The sequence below is a fragment of the Gracilibacillus suaedae genome, assembly GCF_017599345.1.
Taxonomy (GTDB): Bacteria; Bacillota; Bacilli; order Bacillales; family Amphibacillaceae; genus Gracilibacillus; species Gracilibacillus suaedae.
On sequence record NZ_JAGFVL010000044.1, the window covers coordinates 1 to 26,034 of the forward strand.

A 26,034-nucleotide genomic window follows, 5' to 3' on the forward strand; every position below is an offset into this window, starting at 1 on the left:
TGGTGTGCCGGGCATGCATCTAAACTCTAGGGTTCAAGTCCCGAACTGGGAAGGCAGTAGTACCAGTTAGCCAAGGACAAGGGTGTCTAGGGCGACCTAGAATCTGAAGGAAGTCGGAGGCAAATTCCCGCCTTGAGGAACACGAACTTCATAGAAGGCTATTTATACTTGGATGAGACTGCCAAACACATCAAAGTCCATACTGCCGAAGGGTATAGGTAGTAAATGAAGCAAGGATATGGGGAGGAAGTGTAGATGCTTACCCCGGGAGGTCTGATAGCAAAGCGGTACACTTACCGTAACCGGATGTGTGAACATTCACTGAACTATCAGAAGTCAGCAGAAGCCATAGTACCTGTTTCTTCTAGAGGAACAGGGAAGGGCGGAATCAGGAAAGGAACATGATCACTTGGGATACGTATGGTTTGATGAAGCAGAAACACAAGTTCCTTCCTCATGGAGGAAACGGTGAATCCCGTGGGGGACATGAGAAGGGTGGAGAACACATACCACATAAAGAGAACGATCATGTACGTAGGAGAGAGAACGAATGTTAAAACAAATACTGTCACGAGAGAATCTACTACAAGCTATATGGCGTGTAGAAAAGAATAAAGGAAGCCACGGAATCGACCAAATGCCCGTACAAAACCTACGAGTGCATTTGAAAGAGAACTGGACAATCCTCAAGCAACAATTGGAAACAGGAACCTATCAACCTCAACCGGTCCGTCGAGTCGAAATCCCGAAACCAGACGGTGGAAAGAGGAAGCTAGGGATTCCAACCGTGACAGATCGCTTTCTACAACAAGCGATCGCACAAGTGTTGACCAAAGTATATGACCCGCAGTTTTCGGACCATAGTTATGGATTTCGTCCCCAAAGGCGAGGTCATGACGCGGTGAGGAAAGCAAGAGGGTATATACAAGAAGGCTGTCGTTGGGTAGTAGATATGGATCTAGAGAAATTCTTTGATAAAGTACATCATGATCGTTTAATGCGCACCCTGAGCAAACGGATTAACGATCCAAGAGTGCTGACATTAATCCGTCGCTATCTACAAGCAGGAGTCATGGAGCAAGGACTTGTTCAGTCGAACACAGAAGGAACACCACAAGGTGGCCCGTTAAGTCCTTTACTCTCTAATATTGTCTTAGATGAATGGGACAAAGAATTGGAGCGCAGAGGACTGCACTTCGTCCGTTATGCGGATGATTGTCAAATCTACGTTCGTTCCAAAAGAGCAGGACAGAGAGTCAGACAAAACATGACGGAATTCCTGGAAGGAAAACTAAAGCTGAAAGTGAATCAACAAAAGAGTGCGATTGATCGTCCATGGAGACGAAAATTTCTAGGATTCTCCTTCACCAGTCACAAGAAGAGACCAAAGGTTCGCATACCAAAAGAGAGTATTAAGAGGCTCAAAGATCGAATCCGTTCCTTAACATCAAGGAAAGAAAACATCAGTATGGAGACCAGAATCGAACGATTAAATCGGTACTTAATCGGTTGGATAGGATATTACCAATTGACCGAGGCACCAAGTGTTCTGAAACAGATAGATAGTTGGATCCAACGTAGACTCCGCATGATTCGATGGAAAGAATGGAAGTTGGTCAAGACAAGGTATCGAGAATTACAAAGGTTCGGTGTGAAGAAGGAGAAAGCGTGGGAATGGGCCAACACAAGGAAAGCCTATTGGCGGATTGCGAACAGCCCCATTTTACACAGAACCCTCGGCAACCGATATTGGGGAAGCCAAGGACTAGAAAGTTTGTTTATTCGTTATCAATTTTCACGTATGACTTGAATGAAATCGCCAAATACGGAACCGTATGTTTGGTGATGTGAGAGGGTCGGAGGTTAGTCACCTCCCCCTATCTCGATTGGAAACTGATTCGAAAGTAATGGAAAATAAAAGGATGATAATTAAATAGGAATATATATCTATTTTTCCAAAAAATACATATATTCCCTGGATTATTCTGCTACTTTTTATTTATAATGATTTATTAGATGAATAGTTTATTATGTGTTAATAGTGCGTAAAACTTCCACTTCAAAGTTCAAGTGAATCGAAGGAGTAAAGCGTGGCTAATCCCCTAATGATCAGTCAGCCACTGATCATAGTCTTACTCTATCATATGTTACGGAGGTGTACAGATTGTCAGATTCTGATTTTTTAAGTAATGCATTTTATATTATTTCTAATCGTTCAGCGGATGTAGAACAAAAGATAGAAAGGTTAAAAGAAGCTAAACGTGACATAGAAGCTGAACAGGATCAAGCATTCATCGAAATTAAACAAATTGAAAAACCTTCTTTAGATCTTTCATGGGAGGGTACAGAAGCCAATAAGTTTGACGAGGATCGCCGTGAAGCTTATCAAGTGATGAAAACGAAGATTAGTAATTATGATCACTACATCAACCGGATAGATTGGGAAATAAGTCAACTAAACCTTCAACAAAATACACTAGATATTGCCAGTTCGATTGCTTACCAGGCGGATCGATTATTGGATCAAGGTGAAGAAGCTGTGGAAGCATTGGGAAGAAAAATTAACGAATTAAAAGGATGGTTGTTCTAATGAACATAAGATTAAGTAGTACTGCTGGTGGTGGAACGGAAATCAAGCTCCATTTTCATTCTGTTATGGCGCAACTTGAAAATGCGAGAAAATGCTTATCCCAATTAGAATTACCAAAGCCTACTGACACTTATGGTAAAAATGAACTAAAATTCACGAATGAATGGTTGGAGCGGGAAGAAATGATTCATGAATTTTTATTACAATATATTGAAACGGTAGAAAAAAACCTAGCAGACACAAGAGAAAGTGTGAAAAAACTAAAAGAACAAGATGAAGCAATTGGAAGGTAGAAAGATGGAAAGGGAGAGGAAGCGATGAGTTCAACTGAAACGTTGGAAACTAAATCGCTAGTCGAGACAGTAGAAGCTAGGGCACAAGAATATAAGGGTTTAAGTGAACAACTAGAAACATTAAGAACTGCTTTTCAGCAAATTGTTGATTTAAATGATTTTACAGGGAAGAGTGCTAATGCAATTAAAGGATTTTATCGTGCGCAAATCGATGTCATTGAAGCTTGGCTTGATTTTATTGATATGCAAATAGCTTTTTTTCAAGGAATAGAAGGAATGGCAGAGGATTTCGAATTAGGTGGGAAAACATTGGTGGAAGTCCCATTTTTGGAAAGAGAACTTGCCAATAGTACTTCAAAGGCATTCAATCTGGTCGATGCCCAGCAATCCAATTTGCAATCGATCTTTTCACGCATCAATGACCTCGTTTCATTAGACGTTTTTTCCAAGAGTGACTTTGAAGAACGGATGGAAGATGCTGAGGACAAACGTAAACAAACCAAACAGAAAGTAAGGGAATTTGATCAGCTCTTATTGGAGCATTATCATCAATCATCTCTCCATGAACAAGTGATTGTCGGTTTAATACAAGAAATGCTTCATGCTTCATCACAGGGTGGAGAAATTTCCCCCGTTCATTTTAATGAAATCATCTATCAGCAAAGTGAAGTCCATCAAGCAAGGCAAGATGCACAGGAGCTTACCTCATCCTATATGCAGTACCAGGAGGAACTACAGGAAAATCGCGAATTACAAGCTAAAATAGAGGAAATGGAAAATCGCCCATGGTACGAAAAAGCGTGGGATACAGTCTGTACGTTTACAGGTGAAATAACCGGTTATTACGATGCCAAGCGTGCATCGACAGGAGTAGATCCGGTTACTGGAGAAAAATTAACGACTGCCGAACGTGTGACGGCAGGATCATTGGCAGCAGCCGGATTTATCCCTGTAGTAGGTTGGGCAGGAAGAGCACTGAAAGGTGGAAAAACAGCTTACACGATGTCGAAAGGTGTAAAAGCCACGGATCATGTATTGGATGCCTATCAAAATGCGAAGGCATTTGATATACTAAAAAAGACAGAGTATGGTATATATGGACTGGCATCCTATAATGGATTCAGCGAATATATTACCGGCAAAGATATGTTCGGCAACGAATTAAGTGAAGAAAAACGAAACCAAAGCTTAACCCAAAGCCTATTTATGTTAGGTGCCGGTGGAGCAAGTGTAGCCGTAGATCGCATCCAGGCTAAAAACAGCCTCTCCACGATCTTCCCAACACCAAAACCACCCGCAACAGTACCTAAAACTCCAAAACCATGGTCGGTAAATTACGCGATGAAATGGTTGAAGGAACAAATACCTGAAGTTCGGATCGTACAGGATTCGATGGGTGGTTCTTATCCGGTGCTTATGAAGAGGAGTGGTGGGGGCGAGAATGTAACTGGGTTAAGGAAATATGGTAATAGTTCGGTTAATAATTCTAAACAGGTGAATTATGGAGAACAATTCACAAAAATAGGTGGTAAAAAAACTTTAAAACCTAATATCGAGTATACAACCAAAGAAGGATATCACTATAAGACTGATAGTGATGGTAGAATTTCCAACGTAGAAGCAAAGCTAGAACTAGGTAAAGCAGATCGTAATCAATATGCGCAAAGAACTGTCGGTGGAAAAGATAGATTATCAAACGATGATGGTGGTCACTTAATTGCTAGCATTTTCAAGGGATCGGGTGATATCGACAATCTGGTTCCGATGAATGCAAACCTAAATAGAAGTGAATATAAGACTTTAGAGAATACTTGGAAGAAGGCTTTGGAAGAGGGGAAAGAAGTTAGGGTTAAATTAAAACCTATATATTTGGGCAATTCGATTAGACCAAGTGAATTTAAAATCAATTATACAATAGATGGGAGAAAGTATTCAGATAGACTAACAAATTATTTAGGAGGTTAGACAGATGGAAACTAAAAAGATGGAACAAACATACCAACAAATTGCTAATACTTTAGTTAATATAGTGCCAGAAGAATGGGAAAGAATCTTATTATATGCTGAATACAGAGAAGGATATAGAAAAATATTTTTTTATTATTATCCCCAAACAGGTATAAAACCAGTATATAGCCTTGATATAATCGATTTTTTTAATATTGAAGAAGAAGAATATGATCAATTGGAAGATGAACTATATGAGTGTTTTACAATGTTATGGGAGGAATTCAAGGAGCAAGGCCAAGAACAGTGGACGAATCTAACTTTCATTTTAGACAACACAGGTAAAATGAAAATTGATTATGGTTATGAGGATATTTCTGAGATTAGTCCAGTAGAGAAACAAGATAGATGGGAAGCTAAATACTTGAAGTAAGTTCATTTAATCTTTGATTTACTTTGTAAATGAGATCTGATGCTTTAAATTCTAAAGGGTAGTTAAACAAACCAAAAGCAAAAGTATTAGCAGTCAAAATCTCGGTTTTTGTTATTATAGTTGAATTAGGAGGTTTTATATTGGCAAAAGAATTTGAAGATTATTTGTCTGAACTACAAACTGACATGGTAGCAATTAGCCTAGAGTATGTAGAAGATAGAGCTGATGATATTTTTATTTATTGTTCATATGAACCAGAAGCTTATTATTTTAATGTTTTTTTTAGACTTCAAGGGAAGCTTGTTTTGAAACATCAGCTAAATGATGTACCTGATGATTTTACTTATGACACTTCAACTGAGAGACAACTAGCTTTACAACGTATTGGTGTTCAAAATTTAGAAGAAATTCATAAAAAATGCAAAGAATATGGAAGAGATATGCCAAGCGAAATAAAATTACATTATAATGTAAAACAAAACTCATTAAAAGCAAAGTATAATTATGATATAGTTTATTCAAATGATGATGAACTATTACCTAAAGATATTTTCATTAGATGGTTAGAAGAAGTAAAAAATAACTTATAAATTAGACCTTGATTGGGTATCGACCCCCGAAAGTTAGAGTGAAAGATCTAACTTTCGGGGGTGTTTTTATGGTCCTCCTGATATTGATAATCTTGTACCACAAAACAGTCAAATTAACAGGAGGGGTGGAGTTTGGTATGATATGGAGACAGAGTGGGCGAATGCATTAAAAGAGGTACCGCCTAAGAAAGTTTCTGTAAACATTGAACCCATGTATTTAAATAATTCTATGCGTCCGAATTCTTTTATGGTTGAGTATGAAATTGAAGGTCAATTTCCAGTGTTTCGTGAGATTGCAAATAAATCAGGAGGTTGATGTAAATGAGTATTGAAATAGAACTAAACAAATTATATAATGAAATTGCTCAACAGATTAATGATATGATCCCAACTGAATGGAATAATTTCTGTTTTAATGGAGAAGTAAAGGATGAAGAAGGAGGAGTATTTTTCTTTTTTAGGCCTAAAGATAAAGAGCAATACGTTTATTCCCATTATATTCCTAGACTATATAATATAGATAAGAGGTCATACTATAAAGAACTGCATACATTATTTGAATTAACCGTTCAACTTCAAAGACTTTTCATTGAAAATGATCAAGAGCCTTGGTTTTCAGTAACATTATTAGTTAATGAAGATGGTAAATTAACTGTACATTTTGATTATATTAATTGGCATGATAGTGAATTTGGTCCGGCTGATAGAATTGAATATTTTGAATATAAATATATAAGTAATGATAAAGGTGACCTAGATTTAATTAAGAGAATGGAAGAATTTGAAAAAAACAATACTACTGTTGAATAAAGTACTTGATGGCTTTCGCAACAGTTCGATTTGTTTAACAGTTTGATATTATGTACTTATACAAAAAATGATAAAAAGGTTTACCATAATCATCAACTAAAATGAGGCTACATAGAATTTGATGGTAAACTTACATTTGTTTATTCAAATAATGATGAATCGGTAACTGGTTCGAGGAAGTAAAAGATAATAATTTATTAAATAAACCTTGATTAGCTAAATGCCCTTCAAGGTTTATTTTTTTGAACATCTGACGTTATAGTATGATTAGTCATCCATGGAGAATACAGAGTATATATTACTGACAAAGATATATTTGGAAAGAAGTTAAGTAAAGAAAAACAAACCCAAAGCCTATTCATGTTAGGTGCCGGTGGAGCACGTGTAGCCGTAGATCGCATGCAGGCTAAAAACAGCCTCTCCACGATCTTCCCAACACCAAAGCCACCCGCAACAGTACCGAAAACACCAAAACCATGGTCGGTAAATTACGCGATGAAATGGTTGAAGGAACAAATACCTGAAGTTCGGATCGTACAGGATTCGATGGGTGGTACCCATATAATGTTTGCGAAAAGAAGTGGTGGAGGAAGCGGTAGAAGGGATACTGTTAATCATTCTAATAGTAAAGGTTTTGATGATAAAAAAAGAAATAGAGTTCATATGAATGAAGATGGAACGTTAAAGCCTAACGTTAAATATCAAACAGGTGAATATAATTACGATTATAAAACAGATGAATTAGGAAGGTTAACTGAATTCAATGCGGACGACTTAAAGTTAACAAAGCGTGATAATAGATTACCTCACAAAACTGATACACCTGGTAAGGAACCAGGAGATCATGCTGGCCATCTAGCAGGAGATCGATTTGGAGGTCCTCCAGAATTAGATAATCTAGTTTCACAATCTAGTAGTGTTAACTTAAGTAAATATAAAAAGTTAGAAAATAAATGGGCTAAAGCAATTGAAGAAGGTAAGCACGTTTCTATGAATGTGAAAATTAATTATGAAAATAATAGTTTAAGGTTGCAGGTGGAGCATGTTGTTTAGCTTTGTTAATGTCTAAACAGTTTCTTCATGATCCTTCCAAACACGAATTCACCCGCAACAATTGAAACCCATGGTTAAAAGGTATGAGTAAAGTTCTATATTTGAATTTGTGCATGAGGACATCGTTTTTTCAGCTCAGTAATGAATTCTTCTTTATCGTTGGGTGAAATTTTTACACTGCCTAACGCGGCTGTTGTATAAAAAATCTCTATTGCATCTCTTGACGACAATATTCTATAGCCTGTAAAAATATCTCTTGTAGGTGAAACTTTTGTAATATTTGTGTATCGAATCTTGCTTTTAAAGGGACCACCTTTTACTAATAAGTAATCTTGATAAAAAACATACTTGACTGAAAAGGTACACCATAAGATAAAGCCTGTCACGATAAAGAATGTTGAAGTCAGTATAAGAATTACAGGTAACTCAGTTGCACCTTCGATGAAAAGTGGAAAAAATGAAGCCAAGGCAATAATAAATATCGTTATCCATATAAAATGAACAAAGAATGCATCGACCCTTGAACGAAAAAACATGATAATCACACCTTCTTTCTATTCATTATACGAGTTTCTTATCATACCGGTTTCAATCTTTTTTATTGTAGAAGATATTTCTTCCATAACATAGATGTTCATGCCAGATTCACCACGCCAAACTCTCCATTGTTCAAACTCTCACTTCATATACAGAAAATATACTTCGAAAACAATGCCGTATTATATGTATAATTCCCTCCAAAAAGGAAAGGATGAAAAATAAAAATGGAAAAGTGAGGGAATGTTAGTGATTTGTCCGAATTGTCGCAGCAAGAATATCGGAATTATCGGTCCTGAGCAATATTATTGCTGGGATTGCTTCATTGAATTATCTGTCCAAAATGATATGCTGCATTTGCATGAAGTAGAAATGGATGGATCGTTAAGCTCATTAGATGATTTATTTTCTGATGAGGAAAGACGTGTAGAAAGGTAATGAAGTCCAATCAAGCCAAAATTCGTCTCGTTCTGCAACTGATTATTCTTTGCTTAGCAGTTCTGTTTCTCTATTTAATGTACATCCTGTTTCCTTTCTATAAGCACGTGCTTATTGTCATTTTACAGGTGTTGGCACCATTTTTAATCGCAGGATTAATCGCATATCTATTACATCCAGTTGTCGAAAAACTTCATCATTTTCGTATTCCAAGGCCATTGGCTATTATTTTCATATATATCCTTTTTTTCGCACTTACTGGGTATGGTATATATATATCCTTTCCAATGTGGATGAAGCAAATACAGGAAATGCAACAGAATATTCCACAATATGTAGATGCTTATCGCACATTTATCTATGATATTTATGATCAAACATCATTTTTGCCAGAGGGATTTCATGATCATTTAGATCAACTCTTTGAAAATATTGAAACAACTTTAGGGGAACAGTTTACCAACCTATTGAAAAATATCCCTTTGTTGTTTGATATTTTTGTTATGATAGCAGTGATCCCCATTTTAGCTTTTTACTTTCTAAAGGATTATCAGAAATTACAGAGAAGCATACTAAGAATGATCCCGCAAAAATATCAAGCTTTCACGAAAAAATTAGCTCATGAAATGGAAGAAAGTCTTGGTCAGTATATTCGCGGTCAAATATTAGTCTGTTTTCTTGTAGGCTTAGTGAGTTACTTTCTGTTAAGATGGGTTGGGATGAATTATGCAGTTGTGTTGGCAACGATTATCGGTTTTACAAATTTTATTCCTTATTTTGGACCGATCATAGGAGCTATCCCTGCTGTGTTAATTGCCTTTACCATGTCAACAAAAATGGTGTTATATGTACTATTGGTCGTGCTAGCAGTCCAAATAACAGAAGGTAATCTACTTTCACCATTTATCGTAGGAAAAAGTATTCACATACACCCTGTGTATTTAATTTTGGCATTATTTATTGCAGCCAAGACTGCAGGAGTGGTTGGGATGATTTTTGCAGTTCCATTCCTAGCTGTTGCTAGAGTAGCTGTGCCTTTAATGATTAGACAAGTGAAAGCAATTGACAGATAGCTTAAAGTTATCTATAATATGCTAGCGAAGTTAAATAAATCAAAAACGATGAAAAACCTGAGTACTGGATTATCGTTTCAAAGAGAGGAATTTCCGTGGCTGAAAGAAATTCTAAATGCTCTGATTCAGGAAGCTAGTTTGAAGTGCAGCGAAATACTGCCGGTTCCATCACCGTTACAGATGTTAAGGTGACAGTCACGTTGGCTGTAATTAGGGTGGTACCGCGGAATATAACTCTCGTCCCTGCTGAATAAGGCAGAGATGGGAGTTTTTTATTGAAAAATAAGCAAATAAATGGAGGCGATTAATCATGAAGCATTTAACATCTGCTCAAGTGCGACAAATGTTTTTAGACTTTTTTAAAGAAAAAGATCATGGTATTGAACCTAGTGCATCATTAGTACCAAAAGATGATCCGACATTATTGTGGATCAATAGTGGTGTGGCTACATTAAAAAAATATTTTGATGGTCGTGTAGTACCAGAGAATCCCCGTATAACCAACGCACAAAAATCAATTCGTACTAATGACATCTCCAATGTCGGTTATACTGCACGACACCATACATTCTTTGAAATGTTAGGAAATTTCTCGATTGGTGACTATTTCAAGGAAGAAGCAATTGACTTCGCCTGGGAATTTCTAACTGGTGACAAATGGATAGGATTTGATCCAGAGAAATTATCGGTTACCGTACACCCAGAAGATGAAGAGGCTTATGAGCTTTGGCGAGATAAAATTGGCTTACCAGAGGAACGTATTATTCGTATAGAAGAAAATTTCTGGGATATTGGGGAAGGACCAAGTGGACCAAATACCGAAATTTTCTATGATCGTGGCGAAGCTTATGGTAATGATCCAAGTGACCCAGAACTATACCCGGGCGGTGAAAATGAACGTTATTTAGAGATTTGGAACCTGGTGTTCTCACAGTTTAATCATAATCCGGATGACACGTATACACCATTACCGAAGAAAAATATTGATACCGGGATGGGACTCGAGCGTCTAGTTAGTGTAATCCAAGATACGAAAACAAATTTTGAAACAGACTTATTTTTACCTATTATTAAAGAAACAGAAAAGTTCGCTAATACTACTTATCAAGCAAAAGAAGAAACAGATGTGGCATTTAAAGTGATTGCTGATCATATTCGTACTGTAACGTTTGCGGTGAGTGATGGCGCATTACCTTCAAATGAAGGTCGTGGCTATGTATTGCGTCGTCTCCTGCGTCGTGCTGTACGCTATGCTAAACAAATTGGAATCGAGAAGCCGTTTATGTATCAGCTAGTTCCGACGGTTGGTATGATTATGGAAGCTTTCTATCCAGAAGTGAAGAATAAAACAGACTTTATTCAAAATGTGATAAAAACAGAAGAAGAACGATTCCATGAAACATTACAAGAAGGCTTACAAATCTTAAACACGATCATTGAACAAGAGAAGACAAAAGGAAATAAAGTATTCCCTGGTGAGGAAGTCTTCCGCCTTTATGACACGTATGGATTTCCAAAAGAGTTAACCGAAGAGTATGCAGGTGAAGCAGGATTTACGCTTGATGAAGCAGGGTTTGAAAAAGAAATGGCTAAGCAACGTGACAGAGCACGTAATGCTCGTCAAAAAGTCGATTCCATGCAAATTCAGGATGGCGTATTAAATGAAATCAACGCGGAAAGCACTTTTGTAGGTTATGAATATTTACAAGCGGAAACAACGGTACTGGAAATAGTCGCTGATAAAGATCGAGTAGAATCTGTTACAGCAGGATGTGAAGCATACGTTATCTTAGCTGAAACACCTTTTTATGCTGAAAGTGGTGGTCAGATTGCTGATAAAGGTACGATCTCCTTTGACGGTGGACATGCAGAAGTACAAGATGTACAGAAAGCTCCTAACGGACAAAACCTTCATCGTATTTTGATTCAGGAAGGTGCGCTAACAAAAGGACAGGCTGTAAAAGCACAGGTTGACAAAACCTCCCGTCAGTACATTATTAAAAATCACACGGCAACCCACCTCTTGCATCAAGCATTAAAGGATGTATTAGGGGAACACGTTAACCAAGCTGGTTCATTAGTAGCGAGTGAGCGTCTCCGTTTTGACTTCTCACATTTTGGTGCGGTAACAGAGCAAGAAATTACCAATATTGAACAGAAAGTCAACGAAAAAATCTGGGCTTCTATTCCGGTTTCGATTAGTAATAAAGGGATTCAGAAAGCGAAAGAAATGGGTGCTATGGCATTATTCGGTGAAAAATACGGCGATATTGTACGTGTAGTCCAAATTGGTGATTATAGTATGGAACTTTGTGGTGGTTGTCACGTTGAGAACTCTGCTGAAATTGGTTTATTTAAGATCGTTTCGGAATCAGGAATCGGCGCAGGTACACGAAGAATCGAAGCAGTCACTGCTAAAAGTGCTTATCAATACGTGAATGGTAAACATCAATTGTTACAAACAGCTGCCAATCAACTGAAAACAAAAGAAGACCAAGTACCTGAGCGTATCGAGCATCTATTTAATGACATGAAAGAACAAAATCGTCAAATCGAATCATTACGAGCCAAGCTTTCCCAATTAGAGGCTTCATCGATCTTAGATGATGTTCAAGAAGTAAATGGAGTAAACGTGTTAGCGAAAAAGGTAGATGTTTCCGACATGAATCAATTACGTCAAATGGTAGATGAAATGAAACAAAAATTAGAATCAGGTATTATTTTGCTTGCTGCGGTCAATAATGACAAGGTACAGTTAGCATCAGGAGTTACCAAAGATTTGGTAACGAAAGGGTATCATGCAGGGAATTTAATTAAAGAGACTGCCAAGATTTGTGGTGGTGGCGGTGGTGGCCGTCCAGATATGGCACAAGCTGGTGGTAAAGATGCGACTAAATTATCAGAAGCTCTTGCTTATGTAGAAAAATATGCGCAAGAGGTATAATAATTTTGGTAATTTTTATTAATAAAAGGTATAATAGATAGATACAAATCGTTGTAATATTATTTGGGGGTGCTTCCATGGATGGAATGGACAAGACAATGAAATTTGATTTTTCTGAAGAGCCCATTGAACAGAATGTGGAAGAAGTGTTGTTGTTAGTGCATAATGCGCTCGAAGAAAAAGGATATCATCCAATCAATCAAATTGTTGGATATTTATTATCAGGTGACCCGGCTTATATTCCACGACATAAGGATGCACGAAATTTAATAAGGAGAATTGAGCGCGATGAAATCATTGAAGAGTTAGTCAAGTATTACATTAGCGCCAATAACAAGAAATGACAAAAGTATTAGGACTGGATGTAGGATCAAAAACGATCGGTGTGGCGATCAGTGATGCATTAGGCTGGACTGCACAAGGTTTAACAACGATTCATTGGCAGGAACCGGATTATAAATCGGTAGAAGATACGTTTAAACAATTGATCGATGAACATACTATAGAAAAAGTCGTCATTGGCTTACCTAAAAATATGGATGGCTCTATCGGCTTTAGAGGTGAAGCATCGCAAGATTTTGCGAAGTTTATAGAAGATACCTTTTCGAAAGAGGTTATTCTTTGGGATGAACGACTCACAACGATGGCTGCTGAGAAGGTGTTGTTAGAAGCGGATATGAGCCGTTCGAAACGCAAGAAAGTAATTGATAAGATGGCAGCCGTCATGATTTTGCAAGGTTACTTGGATAGTCAACCATGAAGGAGGATTACAAATGGCACTAGAAGAAAAAGAACGTATCATCATTCCCGATGAGAACGGAGAAGAACATTTATTTGAAGTTCTGTTTACATTTGATGTTGATCAGACACAAGAATCTTACGTAGCAGTAGTACCCGCAGAACAAAAAGAAGACGAAGAAGTAGAAGTATTCGCCTTCCGTTACGAAGAGAAAGAAAACGACGATGATCTCGCACTATATCACATTGAATCTGACGATGAATGGGATATGGTCGAAGAAGTTCTAAACACAGTAGCTGAAAACGATCTAACAGAATAAGAGAAAAAAACTGACTGGGTTTGCCAGTCAGTTTTTCATTAGTTGAATTCAACTGGTTACAAAGGAATGCTATTTCGCAATAAACGAGAGTAATTTCGCAATAAAGAAGTAGGATTTCGCAATAAACAAGAGCAATTTCGTAATAAACAAGTCCATTTTCGCAATAAACAATTGCAATAATGATAAAAAGGTGAACTTTTTAAAAGAGGTAAGCTAATATATTTAGCATACCTCGAACTATGATAAACTAACTTCTTACGCGGAAAACTGTTCATTTGCATGGACAGATTTCCACGGAGAACTTACAGTTTTATATGGCTGTTTTTCTCGTTTGGAAAGAATATATAAAATTGGTGTATTAACCACACAACCTCCACGCCGGCTGCCCTCTTTCCTTTCCATGGATTATGCACTTCAGCTAACTTTTTTCGAGTTAAAACCATTCGACAAAGTGGACATTCAGGTCAAATCCAATGTAGTGATATTTATTACTCCCTTTATCCCTTATGTTTCCCTTTTGCAAAATTTGTAGTATAATATATCGGGTGAAAGGGGGAGACCTATATGAGTAAAGAACAAGAAGAGAAAAACAACAAGTCTAAAAAGAAACTTACATATAAAGAGATTTCTCAAGAACGGGCAAAAGAAGCTAGTGTTGCACGAAAAATCATTTTAATTGTGTTTATAGTATTAACAGCAATTATCATAATTGGTGGCTTTAGCGGTTATAAATACGTAAAAAAAGGTTTATCACCAGTTGATCCTGACAGTGATGAAACGGTCAATGTTACGATACCATTAGGGTCAACAAGCTCAGATATTGCTAATATACTCGAAGATGAAGGCATTATTGCCAATAGTTTGATATATCGTTTTTACGTTAAGTTTAATAATGCTTCCGATTTCCAAGCAGGGGATTACAGTTTGTCACCTTCTATGACATTAGCAGAGGTGACAGCAGAGCTGGGAACAGGTTCGCTTCAGCAGGAAGCACAATTACGTGTTACAGTACCGGAAGGTAGAAATATTGAAGAAATTGCATCCATCTATCAGGAAAATGCAGGTATCGACAGTGAAGAATTTTTAGAAAAAATGACAGATCAGTCGTATATCGAAGACTTGATCGATCAATATCCAAATATTTTAACGGAAGAGATTTTAGCTGAAGATATTATTTATCCATTAGAAGGATATTTATTCCCGGCAACATATGAATTTTATACGGATGAACCCACTATCGATGATATCATTACCCAAATGCTCAATAAGACCAATGACGTAATTGTTGCATACTATGACCAGATAGCTGCTTTGGACTTCTCTATCCATGAAGTGATTACATTCGCATCTTTAGTAGAGGAAGAAGCACCATCAGAAGAAGATAGAAAAGAAATCGCGGGTGTGTTTAATAATCGATTAGCTGAAGGTATGAAATTACAAACAGATCCAACTGTTAGCTATGCCCATGGTGAGCATATCTCAAGATTAACGTATGATCATTATGAAATAGATTCACCATATAATACGTATCAAGTACAAGGATTACCAGTTGGTCCAATTGCTAATTTTGGGGAAAGCTCTTTAGTTTCAGTCCTTACACCTGAGAAAAATAACTACTTATATTTCTTAGCAGATTCAGATGGGAACGTACATTATTCTACTACGTATGAAGAACATCAAAACTTAGAAGATGAGTATATTCATAATGAGGAATAGTGAAAGCAGGGGGGAGTAGCCCCTGCTTTTTACCCTGTTTTAGAAGGGAATGACAAAAAGTGAACCATACAGATGTTAGCAAATATCTGGATACAATAACTCCAAGCCAAGCTGATTGGATTCAACAATTAGAGCAAGAGGCGGAGCAAAATCATGTACCGATAATGGACAAACAAGGGATTGCTTTAATCCAACAATTAATTCGTCTCCATCAGCCAACCAAAATACTTGAAATTGGTACTGCAATCGGGTACTCTGCTTTAAGAATGTTAGAAGCAAAATCTGATGTCCGAATAGTCTCAATTGAAAGAAACCAGGAAATGTATGATCGGGCGATGAAAAATATACAGAAGCAAAACCAAGAGGAACATATTGATGTCATTTTTGGGGATGCTTTAGAGGTAGATGAAAAAGTCGCAGCAAAAGGGCCATTTCAAATGATTTTTATCGATGCAGCAAAAGGGCAATATCGCCATTTCTTCGAAAAATATGGACAAACAATAACCGATAAAGGCATGATTGTGACTGATAACGTCCTTTTTAAAGGGTGGGTAGTAAATCCGGAGGAAGCACCGAAAAGGTTACAAAAGCTCGCACATAAAATCGATCAGTATAATCAATGGTTATTGCAGCATCCGTCTTATCATACTACTATCTTACCGGTTGGTGACGGTGTGGCAATCAGTGTGAAAAAGTAAAAGTAGAGGTGCACAACATGAGTAAGAAAAAACCAGTTATAATTGGAGTTGCAGGTGGATCGGGATCAGGGAAAACCTCTGTAACAAAAGCTATTCAAAATCGATTTACAGATCAATCTGTGCTAGTAATTGAGCAAGATTATTATTATAAAGATCAGTCAGATATTCCTATGGAAGAAAGACTGCAAACAAATTATGACCATCCTTTAGCTTTTGATAATGACCTTTTGATTGAGCATATTAAGCAGTTATTACATCATCAATCAGTAGAAAAACCGGTATATGATTACACGATCCATACTAGGTCTGACGATGTGATTCCAATTGAACCAAAAGATGTTATTATTATTGAAGGGATTTTAATTCTTGATGATCCTCGGTTAATGGAATTAATGGATATTAAAGTTTTTGTTGATACAGATGCGGATTTACGCATTATTCGTCGCTTATTACGTGATATAAACGAACGAGGGAGATCGATTGATTCTGTGATTAATCAATATATCCAAACAGTACGTCCTGCACATTTACAATTTATTGAACCTACTAAACGATATGCAGACGTCATTATTCCTGAAGGAGGACAGAATGTAGTTGCAATTGATTTATTAGCAACAAAGATCGAAAAGATATTAGAGTTTGAATAGTATAAGCATGCAAGGAAATGAAAACAATTCGTGCATTTGTTAAACTTGAAGAAAATTTTTGGTAGTCGTAGTGGAATTTTGGATGGCTAAATATTAGAAAATAACTAAGGCTTTCTATATTGTTTTGGGATAAGTCGAGTTTTCTTAAATACTACAAATAAAACTATTGAAAAAAATGAAAAAATTTGAGATAGTAGTGGTTAGTAAATAAAGCATTTACATAATGATAAATGCTGTAAAAGAGTGTTCTTTTTTAAGCAGATATCATACAATGTAAAGGATATTTGCAGAACTGATTCAAAGCAGTAGATTGAAGGAGTGTAGGATCATGCCAGAAGAAAAAGAGTTTTACATGACAGAAGATGGTTTAAAAAAATTAGAAGAAGAATTGGAATATTTAAAGACTGAACGAAGACAAGAAGTTGTCGAACGCATCAAGATTGCCAGAGATTTCGGTGATTTATCCGAGAACTCAGAATATGATGCAGCAAAGGATGAACAAGCTTTCGTTGAATCTCGAATTGTACAAGTAGAGAATATGATTCGAAATGCAGTTATTATTAAGGACGAAGATGTAAACCCTGATGTCGTATCATTAGGTCGAACCATTACATTTCAAGAATTGCCTGATGGAGAGGAAGAAAGCTATACTATTGTTGGAAGTGCAGAAGCAGATCCCTTTGAAGGGAAAATTTCCAACGATTCTCCTATCGCCAAAAGTTTATTAGGTCACTCCATTGGAGAAGAAGTCGTGGTACCAACTCCTGCAGGTGATATGAACGTAAAAATAATTAGTGTACAGTAAGTAATAAAAATGGATGTCTGTTTGAAAATAGACATCCATTTTTCATTAATGAATAATATAGTGACATGAAGCTAGTTTCCTGCTCCTAGGTTGACACGCATTAAATTTTAGAAGATATTAATAATGGTTTAAGTTCTTTTTCAATGAAATATTCTTTGTTCTTAGCGAGTATAAATTGAAAGACAAGCTCTTCCGTAACAGAGCAGAATTGCAGCGTGGTGTCATCGAGAAAATGAATAAATAAGACCTGGTTTTCTTTATCATAGCTAATCGATTCAAAGGTAGTTAGTTGCCATAAATTGCGATCAAACGTAGTCGTTCTCAACATAGCACACGCTCCTTACTTTTTCTTTCATTTTATTATATTCCATATCTATGGACAAACTCCTGCAAGTATGACAAAAAAAGAAAAAAATCGATCGATTTTCCTAAAAATAGGGATGGTCATGGTGAAGGAAAATAATTTTTAGTATAATTAAGATTGGGAGGGCGGAAAATGGCGGATGAATTTGGAAGAATAACAAGAAAAGACAGGTTTGAGAAAAAAAGAACAAACACAAAAGCTATTACATGGTTAAGTATTGTCGGTGGAGTCTTAGTTGTTGTGATCATTTCACTTATTGTTTTTGGTGGAGATGATCAAGACGCGCCAGTAGCGAATGATGGTGAAGAAAATAATGATACAGAAGAGATTCAAGATGAGGATCCAGATGAACATACGTTAGCAGAAGACCAGGATGAATTGGAAGTAGAAGAGGAAGAATTGGAAGTAGAAGAGGTTGAAACAGAAGAAGATGAGAAGGAACAAAATAACGAAAGTGTTCAGCTTAATGAAGTAGAATCAGATGATGAAAATGTAAGTTATGCATATGAAGGAAACTGGGAGCCAATTGGAACCGAACAAGAAGAGCCTCATACGACAACATTTGAGGAAGAAACGGTTGACTGGCAGGAAATGATGAAAGCAGTGGAAGTAGCTACAAGTATTCCGACAGATGAACAGATTACCTGGTGGTTTGGCCGAGCTGGAGATCAGAGGGTAGAAGCAACTGTTTCACCTAGATCAAATCAGTCTGAAACTTACCGTGTGACAATGCAATGGGTGGAAGAACAAGGATGGCAACCACTTTTAGTGGAAGAACTAATCGAAAATAAACACAACGACAACTCGAATGATGAAGATGAAACAGATCAAGAAACATCAAGTACAGAGTAGGAGGAGGACGAAACATGATTGGTATCATTGGTGCAATGGATGAAGAAGTAGAACTACTTAAGGAGAAAATGGACATAACAGAGACGGAGAGAATTGCCAATAGTGACTTCTTTGTCGGTAATTTAGAAGGACAAGACGTAGTATTATTAAAATCCGGTATCGGTAAAGTTAATGCTGCGATTGCTACGACTATTTTATTTGAAAGATATCAGCCTGACTATGTGATTAACACTGGATCAGCAGGTGGTTTTCATCATGAATTAGAAGTAGGAGATATTGTCATATCGACTGAGGTAGTACATCATGATGTAGATGTAACTGCATTTGACTATAAGTATGGTCAGGTTCCGGGCTTACCTGCTTTATTTCAAGCAAATCCAATATTAATCGAAAAAGCTATGCTCGCCGCCAAACAATTAGATGGAATAGAAGCAATGAAAGGCTTAATCAGTACGGGAGATGCATTTATGCAAGACGAAAAGAAAGTTCAATTCGTTCGTGAAAAATTCCCAGAAATGATTGCAGCGGAAATGGAAGCAGCAGCGATTGCACAGGTATGTTATCAGTACTCCCGACCATTTGTTATTATTCGAGCACTATCAGATATAGCGGGGAAAAATTCTTCGGTATCATTTGATTCCTTCCTTGAAAAAGCAGCGGCAAATGCAGCGAAGATAATTATCGATGTTGTTAGAAATACGAATAAAGCATGAGAAATAGCTGTCGAAACTTCGACAGCTATTTCAGTTCATTACGGTAATACTCATGAAACACTTTCATCAAAGCTCTTTTTTCAATACGAGACACATAACTGCGCGAGATATTTAACTTTCTGGCAATTTCTCTTTGTGTTAATTCATCAGTCTTTCCTAATCCAAAACGGTCAATTATCACTTCTTTTTCCCGTTTATCTAACACCCGTAAGTATTTTTGAATCTTTTTTAATTCCATATGCAATTGAATTGCTTCCGTAATATCTTCGTTCTCCGCTTCTAAAATATCAATCAGACTGATTTCATTTCCTTCTTTGTCCTGACCAATCGGGTCTTGTAATGATACATCTTTTTTCGTCTTTTTCATTGCTCTTAAATGCATGAGAATTTCGTTTTCTATACATCTTGCGGCATATGTGGCTAATTTAGTCCCTTTACCACTGGAATAGCTCTCTATGCCTTTTATAAGGCCAATGGTGCCAATCGAAATTAAGTCTTCAGCATCTTCTCCGGTATTTTCAAATTTCTTCACAATATGTGCTACTAATCTTAAATTGTGTTCAATTAGTTTGTTGCGAGCATTTTCATCGCCTTCCTGCATTTTTTTAATCATTTCCGCCTCTTCATCTGCAGGTAGTGGTTGTGGAAAGGTATTGTTTTTCACATAGGCAACGAAAAATAAAGCTTCTTTAATAATCGCCAAAATCCCGAACAATATTGACAATATGACACCTCCTAGACAGACAATAGGTATTCGCCCATATTTCATCCTATGCCGAACGTTTGTCCATTGTGTCATATGGTCAAGTTATAATTTAGTTGTTTTTTTATAATGGAAGTTTTTTGGCCATCACAAAATCCACATAAAAAGCCTTGTGATCCACAACGGATTACAAGGCTAAAATATGATCATTCATCTTTGAAAGAATCTGCATAAGCGTCTCTTGTTTTGCCATCATGGGACCATGGCTTTACACCAGTTGTATGGGCTGCTCGACCGATCATATGAGCTGAAACAGGAGCTGTAAGTAAAATGAAAATAATACCTAAAATTAATTTACCACTTACAATCCCGTGCTCAACATATAGAAAGATAAACGCACCAATCATAATTCCGGAAATCCCCAAAGTTGCCGCTTTAGTGGAAGCGTGCAGGCGGGTGTATACATCCGGGAAGCGAATGACACCAATAGAGGCGGATAACACGAAGAATGTTCCGATCACAAGAAACAAGATGATAATGATTTGAATGATGAACTCAATCGTCGTCCCTGTCAATGATAACACCCTTTTCTAAGTATTTTGCTATCGCAATCGTCCCTATGAATAATAAGACGCCAATTAATAATATAACATCATTTAAACGTGTAGTGACAAGCATAATTGCAACTAGACCAGCCATCCCCATCAAGTTAATCCCTATTGCATCCAATGCGACAGCTCTGTCTGGGTTAGTAGGTCCCTTGACCACCCGGTATAATAGTAAGGAAATCGATATGGTGATGACAATCATACAAACGAGTGTAACCAGATAGATGATATCATTCATCTCGTCACCTCCATAATCGCGTTTTCAAATGTTGTTTTAATTGCTTCAATTGCTGTTTCATTATCATCAATATCCATTGCATGAATATAGATGGTATCATTATTTTCTGAAACAGCTACTGAAAGTGTACCTGGAGTAAGTGAAATTAATGATGTTAACATCGTGATTTCCCAGTTGCTTTTTAAATCAGTAGGTAAAGCGAAAATACCAGGCTTATAATCTTTATTTGGCTTGTATACCCATTTTACTATGTCAATATTAGATATCAATAGCTCTTTTATAAAAAGGAACACCAGTTTAATCATTTTCCAGACGCGTTCCAAGTAGAACGCATCTGGAATAAACCTTCTTAACATAAATAACAGTAATGCCCCAATTATATACCCAGTCAGGAATGATACAAATGTATATGTCTCGCCCAAAAACATCCACATGATCGCGATAACTAAATTTAAGATTATTTGAAGAGGCATAGTGATTTACTCCTTTAAAATAGATTCAATATAGTTTTCTGGATTCATCAAGTAGTCCCCAATCGATTCTATACTTGGGTAGAACCATTCTGCACCAACTCCGAGTAGTACCGAGAAAAAGAGCAGAAATGCTACAGGCATAATAAATCCTCTTGCTGCGTTTCTATTAGGGGTAATCGATTCGTCTTTCTCTCCCCAAAATCCACGAATAAAGATTCGTATCACAGATAGCAAAATCAGCAGGCTTGACCCTAGACCAATAATTGCAATGATGATTCTATCAGCTTCCATTGCACCTTGTAATAATACAAGTTTTCCTACAAATCCACTAAAAGGTGGGATTCCTGCTAGTACAAAGGCGGAAATAAAGAACATCCAACCAAGCAATGGGTAATGATGGATTAATCCCCGTATTTTTCTTAAATCACTGGTGCCAGCAAGGTATGCAACAGCCCCAACCAATAAAAATAAGGCTGCTTTAATGATCATATCATGGACTAAATAATATACGGTCCCACTAAATCCAGTACTGTTATATACTCCGATACCGATGAGCATAAACCCGACAGCAGGTATGATATTGTAGGCAACAACGAGCTTAATATTATTGGTAGATAATGCCCCAATCGAACCAAAAATTAAGGTGAGGGCAGCAATCCAAATAAAGAATTCGTGTGTTACGTCACGCTCATGGACAAATATTAATGAAAACACACGTAGAAGTGAATAAATCCCAACCTTAGTTAAAAGAGCACCAAAAAGGGCAGAGATTACTGGATTCGGTGCGATATAGGGTTTTGGTAACCAATAATAAAGCGGGAACAGAGCAGCCTTTGTACCAAATACAAAGAATAATAAGATACCAATCGTAGTCAGAATACCAGTCTGTTCTACTTCTCCAACACGCTCTGCTATTTGAGCCATATTAACTGTTCCGACAACGGAATATAAGAATGCTATCGTTGTAACAAACAGCATCGATGAAAAAAGATTGATCAACACATATTTCATTGATTCCCGTAACTGTACTTTTTCCCCACCTAATACAATCAAACCGTAGGAAGCCATTAATAACACTTCAAAGAACACGAATAGGTTAAATAAATCTCCTGTAATAAACGCACCAGATACACCGGAAATTAATAGGAAGTAAAACGTATAGAAATAAAATTCTTCCTGTTTTTGACTAAGTGATTTAGGTGCATAGAAGATACATGCAATTGCGACAATATTAGTAGTTAATACTAGTGTCATGGATAACATATCTGCGACTAAAACAATCCCAAATGGTGCCATCCAATCCCCAGATTCTAATACAACAGATCCGTTCTGATGAACATAAAATAAAATATACGCAACTACACCCGTATTGATTAATGTAAGTACTTGAGCATATACACGCACTAATTTTAACTTTTTATGAAAGAGTGCGGCAAGTACACCAACAATCAACGGTATGACAATTGGTAAAGCTGCTAAGTTACTAATCATTTTCGTTACCCCTCAATTTTTCCATATTGTCTGTTCCATTCTCTTTAGATGCCCGGTATGCAAGTACTAATAAAAGACTTGTTACACCAAAACTGATAACAATAGAAGTCAGGATCAGTGCTTGTGGCAATGGATCTGTGTAAAGCTCGATGTTATCTTCAAGAATAGGGGGAGCACCAGTCTTTAGTTCTCCCATCGTTAAGATAAATAAGTGTGCACCGTGTGAAATTAGTGCAGTCCCTATAATTATTCGAAGCATTTGTTTCTGTAGCAAGTTATAAACACCTGTTGTAAACAATACGCCTGCAAGAATCGACATGATAATTTCCATTTATTCTGCCTCCTTCTTGTTGCGCAATTTAATTAAACCGTAAATGGCAAAGGCAGCAATACCTAGTACGACAATTTCAAATAAGGTATCAATGCCACGCATATCGACTAAGATAACGTTGACGACGTTATCGCCACCTCCAAGTTTATAAGAGGTTTCTAAGAAATAATCTGAAATTTTATCAAATAACTTTGTACTATGAGCAGAGATTGCTACTACTGTCATCAATGTACCGAAAGCTACAGAGATAACAATATTGATCCATTTTTGTGAAGTTTTTTCTGTTCGTTCACGTAAATTCGGTAGATGATAGAAACATAACAGGAACAACGCTACAGTAATGGTTTCTACCACTAATTGTGTTAACGCCAGGTCTGGTGCCCGGTATATAACAAATAATAAGGCTAAACCGTATCCGACAACACCTAATATTAGAATCGCTGCAATTTTGTTTCTTGTAAAGATCGTACAAATGGCAGCAACAGCCATTGTTAAGGCGATTAATACTTCATGTACTGTGATTTCAGCAAGTCCAGATGTATCGAATGCAAATCCATCTGTAATCCATAGCACACTGAAGCTGCACACTAAAATAGCAATTAGAATTAGTGCCATATATAGACGCAGTGAACCGGTCATATACATATTGGTAATTTTAGCAGATGCCTTCTCAGACTGATCTACTAAAAAATCATAGACTTTGTTGAAGCTTAGTTTTCCTGGAAAGAAGCTGTAAATGCTATTCCAAGATTTTCTAGTGAAAGCAAGCACTACTCCAACACCTACTACAATTAATGACATGTAAAGTGGTGGAATCCAACCATGCCAGAACTGAATATGTTTTGCTTCCATTGGCTGACCATAAATCGCTTCTGCGGTATGAGCTAGAAAAGAGCTATTTACCGAGTTAGGGAAAAGACCAATAATAATAACGCCTAACACTAAGATAATTGGCGAGATAAGCATTCCAAAAGGTGCTTCGTGTGGTTTCTTTTTAAGCTGATCTAACTTCTGTTCACCTGTAAAAGTACCGAAAACAAGATACATCGAATAAACAAATGTAAAAATACTTCCGAATACAGCTAAGTATGGAATGGCTTGTGCCAAGATATTTGCAAAAGGTATTGATGATTCATGGATCTCTAATGTTGCTTCAAAAAACTTCTCTTTACTATAAAACCCGTTTAAGAATGGTAATGGGACACCTGCCATAGAAAAAGTACCAAAAAATGCAAGTGTGGCTGATATTGGCATTAAAGTAGCCAATCCACCTAAACGGCGGATATCACGAGTACCTGTTTCATGATCGACGATACCTGCAATCATAAATAAGCTACCTTTAAATGTAGCGTGGTTTAAAATATGGAATACAGCAGCAAATATTGCTACACTCGTGCCGAATCCAAGCATCGACATAATCATACCCAACTGACTGATCGTAGAAAAAGCAAGTATTCCCTTTAAATCTGTTTGACGAACAGCCATATATGAACCCCAGACAAGCGTCAGGATTCCGATTCCACTGACAAATATGAAAAACCAATCACTTCCTGAAAAGATTGGTGTAAACCGAGCAACAAGGAATATCCCTGCCTTAACCATTGTAGCAGAGTGTAAATACGCACTTACTGGAGTAGGTGCTTCCATTGCATCTGGTAACCAAATGTGAAAAGGGAACTGAGCTGACTTTGTAAAAGCCCCTAATAAAACAAGTGCTAAAATTAAGCCAAAATATTCACTGGATAGAATTACATCTGCTTGTTCCATCATTGCTTGAATACTTGTTGTTTCGGTTATAATAGATAACAGGATAAAACCACCAAGCATACTTAAACCACCAAAAACGGTAATAAGCATGGATTTCAAGGCACCATATCGAGATCCTTCTTTATAATTCCAATAACCGATTAACAGGAATGATGAAATCGAAGTAAGTTCCCAAAATGAGTAGAGAACAAATACGTTATCTGATAGGACAACCCCAAACATGGCTGTCATAAAAATAAGGAGATAAACGTAAAATTGATCCAATCTTTCTGATTTGTGCAAATAAAAAATGGAATAAAATGTGACTAATGTTCCAATCCCGCTAATCAATAAGACGAACAATAAACTTAACCCATCTAGATAAAAATCTAATCCAATATTGAGAGACGGGATCCAGTTGTACGATTGACTAATTGGTGAAAAATCATTCCCTACGTGTGGAATGAAATAAATAAATACTGATAATGGAGCTAAAAGGACAAAATAGCCAGTATGTATTTTTTCCTTCCATTTGCTAAAGAATGGGATAAAAATCGCCAGTAAAACTGGCAAGAATACTGCAAATAACATCTAATGATGATCCCCCTTATGTAAATTTATCACGGACCTAACTGTCCGTAATCCACCATTCAAGCAGGTATGTCTATGAAATTAAGTGGAGAATAACCGGTAGCTAACCTTTTTGAAAAGCTTTGCTAGCCATCAATGGAGGGCAAAATTCCGCTAATGGAAGCATCACTTTATCAATATATAAGTTAATTTTGATGGTATCCTATTATATTTTAATCTAAAAATATCAAAGAATACAAGAGAGGAGTTCTTCTCATCGGTGTTGATAAAGTATTTTTGACGAGAAATATCC

At 36.8% G+C, this 26,034-nt stretch carries 29 protein-coding genes, 1 pseudogene and 1 other annotated feature; of the genes and pseudogenes, 21 read left to right on the plus strand and 9 right to left on the minus strand.

What is annotated here, in order from left to right; genetic code table 11:
* The first annotated feature begins 550 nt into the window (after window positions 1–550).
* The 9 genes and pseudogenes from ltrA to J5J03_RS22015 all read left to right on the plus strand — a co-directional run bounded on the left by ltrA (window position 551) and on the right by J5J03_RS22015 (window position 7,716).
* Window positions 551–1,810, plus strand: coding sequence for a group II intron reverse transcriptase/maturase (gene ltrA, locus J5J03_RS12885; RefSeq protein WP_208585947.1), 1,260 nt, complete (start codon window positions 551–553; stop codon window positions 1,808–1,810).
* A 345-nt stretch (window positions 1,811–2,155) separates the two neighbouring features.
* A complete protein-coding gene (locus J5J03_RS12890) occupies window positions 2,156–2,590 on the plus strand; it encodes a YwqH-like family protein (RefSeq protein ID WP_331460490.1) in 435 nt (144 codons plus the stop codon).
* The gene (locus J5J03_RS12895; RefSeq protein ID WP_208590067.1) at window positions 2,590–2,883 is read left to right on the plus strand and encodes a YwqI/YxiC family protein; all 294 of its coding nucleotides are present in this window, start codon (window positions 2,590–2,592) and stop codon (window positions 2,881–2,883) included. The genes J5J03_RS12890 and J5J03_RS12895 overlap by 1 nt, the downstream gene beginning before the upstream one ends.
* A 24-nt stretch (window positions 2,884–2,907) precedes the next feature.
* A complete protein-coding gene (locus J5J03_RS12900) occupies window positions 2,908–4,848 on the plus strand; it encodes a DNA/RNA non-specific endonuclease (RefSeq protein WP_208590070.1) in 1,941 nt (646 codons plus the stop codon).
* 4 nt (window positions 4,849–4,852) lie between these two features.
* Entirely contained in the window at window positions 4,853–5,263 is a 411-nt protein-coding gene (locus tag J5J03_RS12905; RefSeq protein WP_208590071.1) for an immunity protein YezG family protein, read from the plus strand.
* A gap of 140 nt (window positions 5,264–5,403) precedes the next feature.
* Complete coding sequence (locus J5J03_RS12910) at window positions 5,404–5,853, plus strand: DUF600 domain-containing protein (RefSeq protein ID WP_208590072.1); 450 nt, start codon at window positions 5,404–5,406, stop codon at window positions 5,851–5,853.
* Between the two features lie 76 nt (window positions 5,854–5,929).
* Window positions 5,930–6,169: pseudogene (locus J5J03_RS12915) on the plus strand (DNA/RNA non-specific endonuclease); the annotation flags it as partial.
* 5 nt (window positions 6,170–6,174) lie between these two features.
* Window positions 6,175–6,663 (plus strand): immunity protein YezG family protein, encoded by a 489-nt coding sequence (locus J5J03_RS12920; protein ID WP_208590073.1) that lies wholly within the window; start codon window positions 6,175–6,177, stop codon window positions 6,661–6,663.
* A gap of 360 nt (window positions 6,664–7,023) precedes the next feature.
* A complete protein-coding gene (locus J5J03_RS22015; RefSeq protein ID WP_231710738.1) occupies window positions 7,024–7,716 on the plus strand; it encodes a DNA/RNA non-specific endonuclease in 693 nt (230 codons plus the stop codon).
* A 95-nt stretch (window positions 7,717–7,811) separates the two neighbouring features.
* Here the strand turns inward: J5J03_RS22015 and J5J03_RS12930 are convergent, their stop codons facing one another.
* Window positions 7,812–8,252 carry a PH domain-containing protein gene (locus tag J5J03_RS12930; RefSeq protein ID WP_208590074.1) on the minus strand — a complete coding sequence of 147 codons (441 nt, stop codon included), beginning with the start codon at window positions 8,250–8,252 and terminating at the stop codon, window positions 7,812–7,814.
* Window positions 8,253–8,496: 244 nt separating this feature from the next.
* On the opposite strand from J5J03_RS12930, the gene J5J03_RS12935 reads away from it, so the two are divergent.
* The 10 genes from J5J03_RS12935 to greA all read left to right on the plus strand — a co-directional run bounded on the left by J5J03_RS12935 (window position 8,497) and on the right by greA (window position 17,632).
* Complete coding sequence (locus tag J5J03_RS12935) at window positions 8,497–8,691, plus strand: hypothetical protein (protein ID WP_018931499.1); 195 nt, start codon at window positions 8,497–8,499, stop codon at window positions 8,689–8,691.
* On the plus strand, window positions 8,691–9,764 hold the full coding sequence (locus J5J03_RS12940; protein WP_208590075.1) for an AI-2E family transporter: 1,074 nt from the start codon (window positions 8,691–8,693) through the stop codon (window positions 9,762–9,764). The genes J5J03_RS12935 and J5J03_RS12940 overlap by 1 nt, the downstream gene beginning before the upstream one ends.
* A gap of 39 nt (window positions 9,765–9,803) precedes the next feature.
* Window positions 9,804–10,012, plus strand: a binding site (T-box leader).
* 62 nt (window positions 10,013–10,074) lie between these two features.
* Window positions 10,075–12,708: an alanine--tRNA ligase gene (gene alaS / locus J5J03_RS12945; protein WP_208590077.1), complete on the plus strand. Its 2,634-nt coding sequence runs from the start codon at window positions 10,075–10,077 to the stop codon at window positions 12,706–12,708.
* A gap of 77 nt (window positions 12,709–12,785) precedes the next feature.
* Entirely contained in the window at window positions 12,786–13,052 is a 267-nt protein-coding gene (locus tag J5J03_RS12950) for an IreB family regulatory phosphoprotein (protein WP_018931502.1), read from the plus strand.
* On the plus strand, window positions 13,049–13,468 hold the full coding sequence (ruvX, locus tag J5J03_RS12955) for a Holliday junction resolvase RuvX (RefSeq protein WP_208590079.1): 420 nt from the start codon (window positions 13,049–13,051) through the stop codon (window positions 13,466–13,468). The genes J5J03_RS12950 and ruvX overlap by 4 nt, the downstream gene beginning before the upstream one ends.
* Before the next feature lie 13 nt (window positions 13,469–13,481).
* Window positions 13,482–13,766, plus strand: a complete 285-nt coding sequence (locus tag J5J03_RS12960) for a DUF1292 domain-containing protein (protein ID WP_018931504.1) — start codon at window positions 13,482–13,484, stop codon at window positions 13,764–13,766.
* Window positions 13,767–14,330: 564 nt separating this feature from the next.
* Window positions 14,331–15,482 carry an endolytic transglycosylase MltG gene (gene mltG, locus J5J03_RS12965; protein WP_208590081.1) on the plus strand — a complete coding sequence of 384 codons (1,152 nt, stop codon included), beginning with the start codon at window positions 14,331–14,333 and terminating at the stop codon, window positions 15,480–15,482.
* 59 nt (window positions 15,483–15,541) lie between these two features.
* Entirely contained in the window at window positions 15,542–16,180 is a 639-nt protein-coding gene (locus J5J03_RS12970; protein ID WP_208590083.1) for an O-methyltransferase, read from the plus strand.
* Between the two features lie 17 nt (window positions 16,181–16,197).
* Complete coding sequence (gene udk, locus J5J03_RS12975; RefSeq protein ID WP_208590084.1) at window positions 16,198–16,827, plus strand: uridine kinase; 630 nt, start codon at window positions 16,198–16,200, stop codon at window positions 16,825–16,827.
* A gap of 328 nt (window positions 16,828–17,155) precedes the next feature.
* Window positions 17,156–17,632: a transcription elongation factor GreA gene (gene greA / locus J5J03_RS12980; protein ID WP_153791554.1), complete on the plus strand. Its 477-nt coding sequence runs from the start codon at window positions 17,156–17,158 to the stop codon at window positions 17,630–17,632.
* Window positions 17,633–17,732: 100 nt separating this feature from the next.
* Here greA and J5J03_RS12985 read toward each other — a convergent pair whose 3' ends face one another.
* On the minus strand, window positions 17,733–17,960 hold the full coding sequence (locus J5J03_RS12985; RefSeq protein ID WP_208590085.1) for a KTSC domain-containing protein: 228 nt from the start codon (window positions 17,958–17,960) through the stop codon (window positions 17,733–17,735).
* Window positions 17,961–18,128: 168 nt separating this feature from the next.
* Here J5J03_RS12985 and J5J03_RS12990 point away from each other — a divergent pair, with 168 nt between their 5' ends.
* Both J5J03_RS12990 and mtnN read left to right on the plus strand, forming a co-directional pair.
* Window positions 18,129–18,848: a YrrS family protein gene (locus J5J03_RS12990; RefSeq protein ID WP_208590086.1), complete on the plus strand. Its 720-nt coding sequence runs from the start codon at window positions 18,129–18,131 to the stop codon at window positions 18,846–18,848.
* 14 nt (window positions 18,849–18,862) lie between these two features.
* Entirely contained in the window at window positions 18,863–19,561 is a 699-nt protein-coding gene (mtnN, locus tag J5J03_RS12995) for a 5'-methylthioadenosine/S-adenosylhomocysteine nucleosidase (protein WP_208590087.1), read from the plus strand.
* A gap of 25 nt (window positions 19,562–19,586) precedes the next feature.
* Here mtnN and sigK read toward each other — a convergent pair whose 3' ends face one another.
* The 7 genes from sigK to J5J03_RS13030 form a co-directional block, all read right to left on the minus strand.
* Window positions 19,587–20,285 (minus strand): RNA polymerase sporulation sigma factor SigK, encoded by a 699-nt coding sequence (gene sigK / locus J5J03_RS13000; RefSeq protein ID WP_208590088.1) that lies wholly within the window; start codon window positions 20,283–20,285, stop codon window positions 19,587–19,589.
* Between the two features lie 185 nt (window positions 20,286–20,470).
* On the minus strand, window positions 20,471–20,839 hold the full coding sequence (mnhG, locus tag J5J03_RS13005) for a monovalent cation/H(+) antiporter subunit G (RefSeq protein ID WP_208590090.1): 369 nt from the start codon (window positions 20,837–20,839) through the stop codon (window positions 20,471–20,473).
* Window positions 20,820–21,110, minus strand: a complete 291-nt coding sequence (locus J5J03_RS13010; protein ID WP_208590091.1) for a Na(+)/H(+) antiporter subunit F1 — start codon at window positions 21,108–21,110, stop codon at window positions 20,820–20,822. Before J5J03_RS13010 ends, mnhG begins: the two co-directional genes overlap by 20 nt.
* Complete coding sequence (locus J5J03_RS13015) at window positions 21,107–21,583, minus strand: Na+/H+ antiporter subunit E (protein WP_208590092.1); 477 nt, start codon at window positions 21,581–21,583, stop codon at window positions 21,107–21,109. Before J5J03_RS13015 ends, J5J03_RS13010 begins: the two co-directional genes overlap by 4 nt.
* A 6-nt stretch (window positions 21,584–21,589) precedes the next feature.
* Complete coding sequence (locus J5J03_RS13020) at window positions 21,590–23,071, minus strand: Na+/H+ antiporter subunit D (protein WP_208590174.1); 1,482 nt, start codon at window positions 23,069–23,071, stop codon at window positions 21,590–21,592.
* Window positions 23,067–23,405 carry a Na(+)/H(+) antiporter subunit C gene (locus tag J5J03_RS13025; RefSeq protein WP_208590093.1) on the minus strand — a complete coding sequence of 113 codons (339 nt, stop codon included), beginning with the start codon at window positions 23,403–23,405 and terminating at the stop codon, window positions 23,067–23,069. The genes J5J03_RS13020 and J5J03_RS13025 overlap by 5 nt, the downstream gene beginning before the upstream one ends.
* Window positions 23,406–25,742, minus strand: coding sequence for a Na+/H+ antiporter subunit A (locus tag J5J03_RS13030; RefSeq protein WP_208590094.1), 2,337 nt, complete (start codon window positions 25,740–25,742; stop codon window positions 23,406–23,408).
* Window positions 25,743–26,034: the final 292 nt, after the last annotated feature.

Excerpts from the sequence above, each read along its gene's own strand:
- ltrA (WP_208585947.1), top strand. The coding sequence starts at position 551 with ATGTTAAAACAAATACTGTCACGAGAGAATCTACTACAAGCTATATGG.
- J5J03_RS12895 (WP_208590067.1), top strand. The coding sequence starts at position 2,590 with ATGAACATAAGATTAAGTAGTACTGCTGGTGGTGGAACGGAAATCAAG.
- J5J03_RS12900 (WP_208590070.1), top strand. The coding sequence starts at position 2,908 with ATGAGTTCAACTGAAACGTTGGAAACTAAATCGCTAGTCGAGACAGTA.
- J5J03_RS12905 (WP_208590071.1), top strand. The coding sequence starts at position 4,853 with ATGGAAACTAAAAAGATGGAACAAACATACCAACAAATTGCTAATACT.
- J5J03_RS12920 (WP_208590073.1), top strand. The coding sequence starts at position 6,175 with ATGAGTATTGAAATAGAACTAAACAAATTATATAATGAAATTGCTCAA.
- J5J03_RS22015 (WP_231710738.1), top strand. The coding sequence starts at position 7,024 with ATGTTAGGTGCCGGTGGAGCACGTGTAGCCGTAGATCGCATGCAGGCT.
- J5J03_RS12930 (WP_208590074.1), bottom strand. The coding sequence starts at position 8,252 with ATGTTTTTTCGTTCAAGGGTCGATGCATTCTTTGTTCATTTTATATGG.
- J5J03_RS12935 (WP_018931499.1), top strand. The coding sequence starts at position 8,497 with ATGTTAGTGATTTGTCCGAATTGTCGCAGCAAGAATATCGGAATTATC.
- J5J03_RS12940 (WP_208590075.1), top strand. The coding sequence starts at position 8,691 with ATGAAGTCCAATCAAGCCAAAATTCGTCTCGTTCTGCAACTGATTATT.
- alaS (WP_208590077.1), top strand. The coding sequence starts at position 10,075 with ATGAAGCATTTAACATCTGCTCAAGTGCGACAAATGTTTTTAGACTTT.
- J5J03_RS12950 (WP_018931502.1), top strand. The coding sequence starts at position 12,786 with ATGGATGGAATGGACAAGACAATGAAATTTGATTTTTCTGAAGAGCCC.
- ruvX (WP_208590079.1), top strand. The coding sequence starts at position 13,049 with ATGACAAAAGTATTAGGACTGGATGTAGGATCAAAAACGATCGGTGTG.
- J5J03_RS12960 (WP_018931504.1), top strand. The coding sequence starts at position 13,482 with ATGGCACTAGAAGAAAAAGAACGTATCATCATTCCCGATGAGAACGGA.
- mltG (WP_208590081.1), top strand. The coding sequence starts at position 14,331 with ATGAGTAAAGAACAAGAAGAGAAAAACAACAAGTCTAAAAAGAAACTT.
- udk (WP_208590084.1), top strand. The coding sequence starts at position 16,198 with ATGAGTAAGAAAAAACCAGTTATAATTGGAGTTGCAGGTGGATCGGGA.
- greA (WP_153791554.1), top strand. The coding sequence starts at position 17,156 with ATGCCAGAAGAAAAAGAGTTTTACATGACAGAAGATGGTTTAAAAAAA.
- J5J03_RS12985 (WP_208590085.1), bottom strand. The coding sequence starts at position 17,960 with ATGTTGAGAACGACTACGTTTGATCGCAATTTATGGCAACTAACTACC.
- J5J03_RS12990 (WP_208590086.1), top strand. The coding sequence starts at position 18,129 with ATGGCGGATGAATTTGGAAGAATAACAAGAAAAGACAGGTTTGAGAAA.
- mtnN (WP_208590087.1), top strand. The coding sequence starts at position 18,863 with ATGATTGGTATCATTGGTGCAATGGATGAAGAAGTAGAACTACTTAAG.
- J5J03_RS13010 (WP_208590091.1), bottom strand. The coding sequence starts at position 21,110 with ATGAATGATATCATCTATCTGGTTACACTCGTTTGTATGATTGTCATC.
- J5J03_RS13015 (WP_208590092.1), bottom strand. The coding sequence starts at position 21,583 with ATGCCTCTTCAAATAATCTTAAATTTAGTTATCGCGATCATGTGGATG.
- J5J03_RS13025 (WP_208590093.1), bottom strand. The coding sequence starts at position 23,405 with ATGGAAATTATCATGTCGATTCTTGCAGGCGTATTGTTTACAACAGGT.
- J5J03_RS13030 (WP_208590094.1), bottom strand. The coding sequence starts at position 25,742 with ATGTTATTTGCAGTATTCTTGCCAGTTTTACTGGCGATTTTTATCCCA.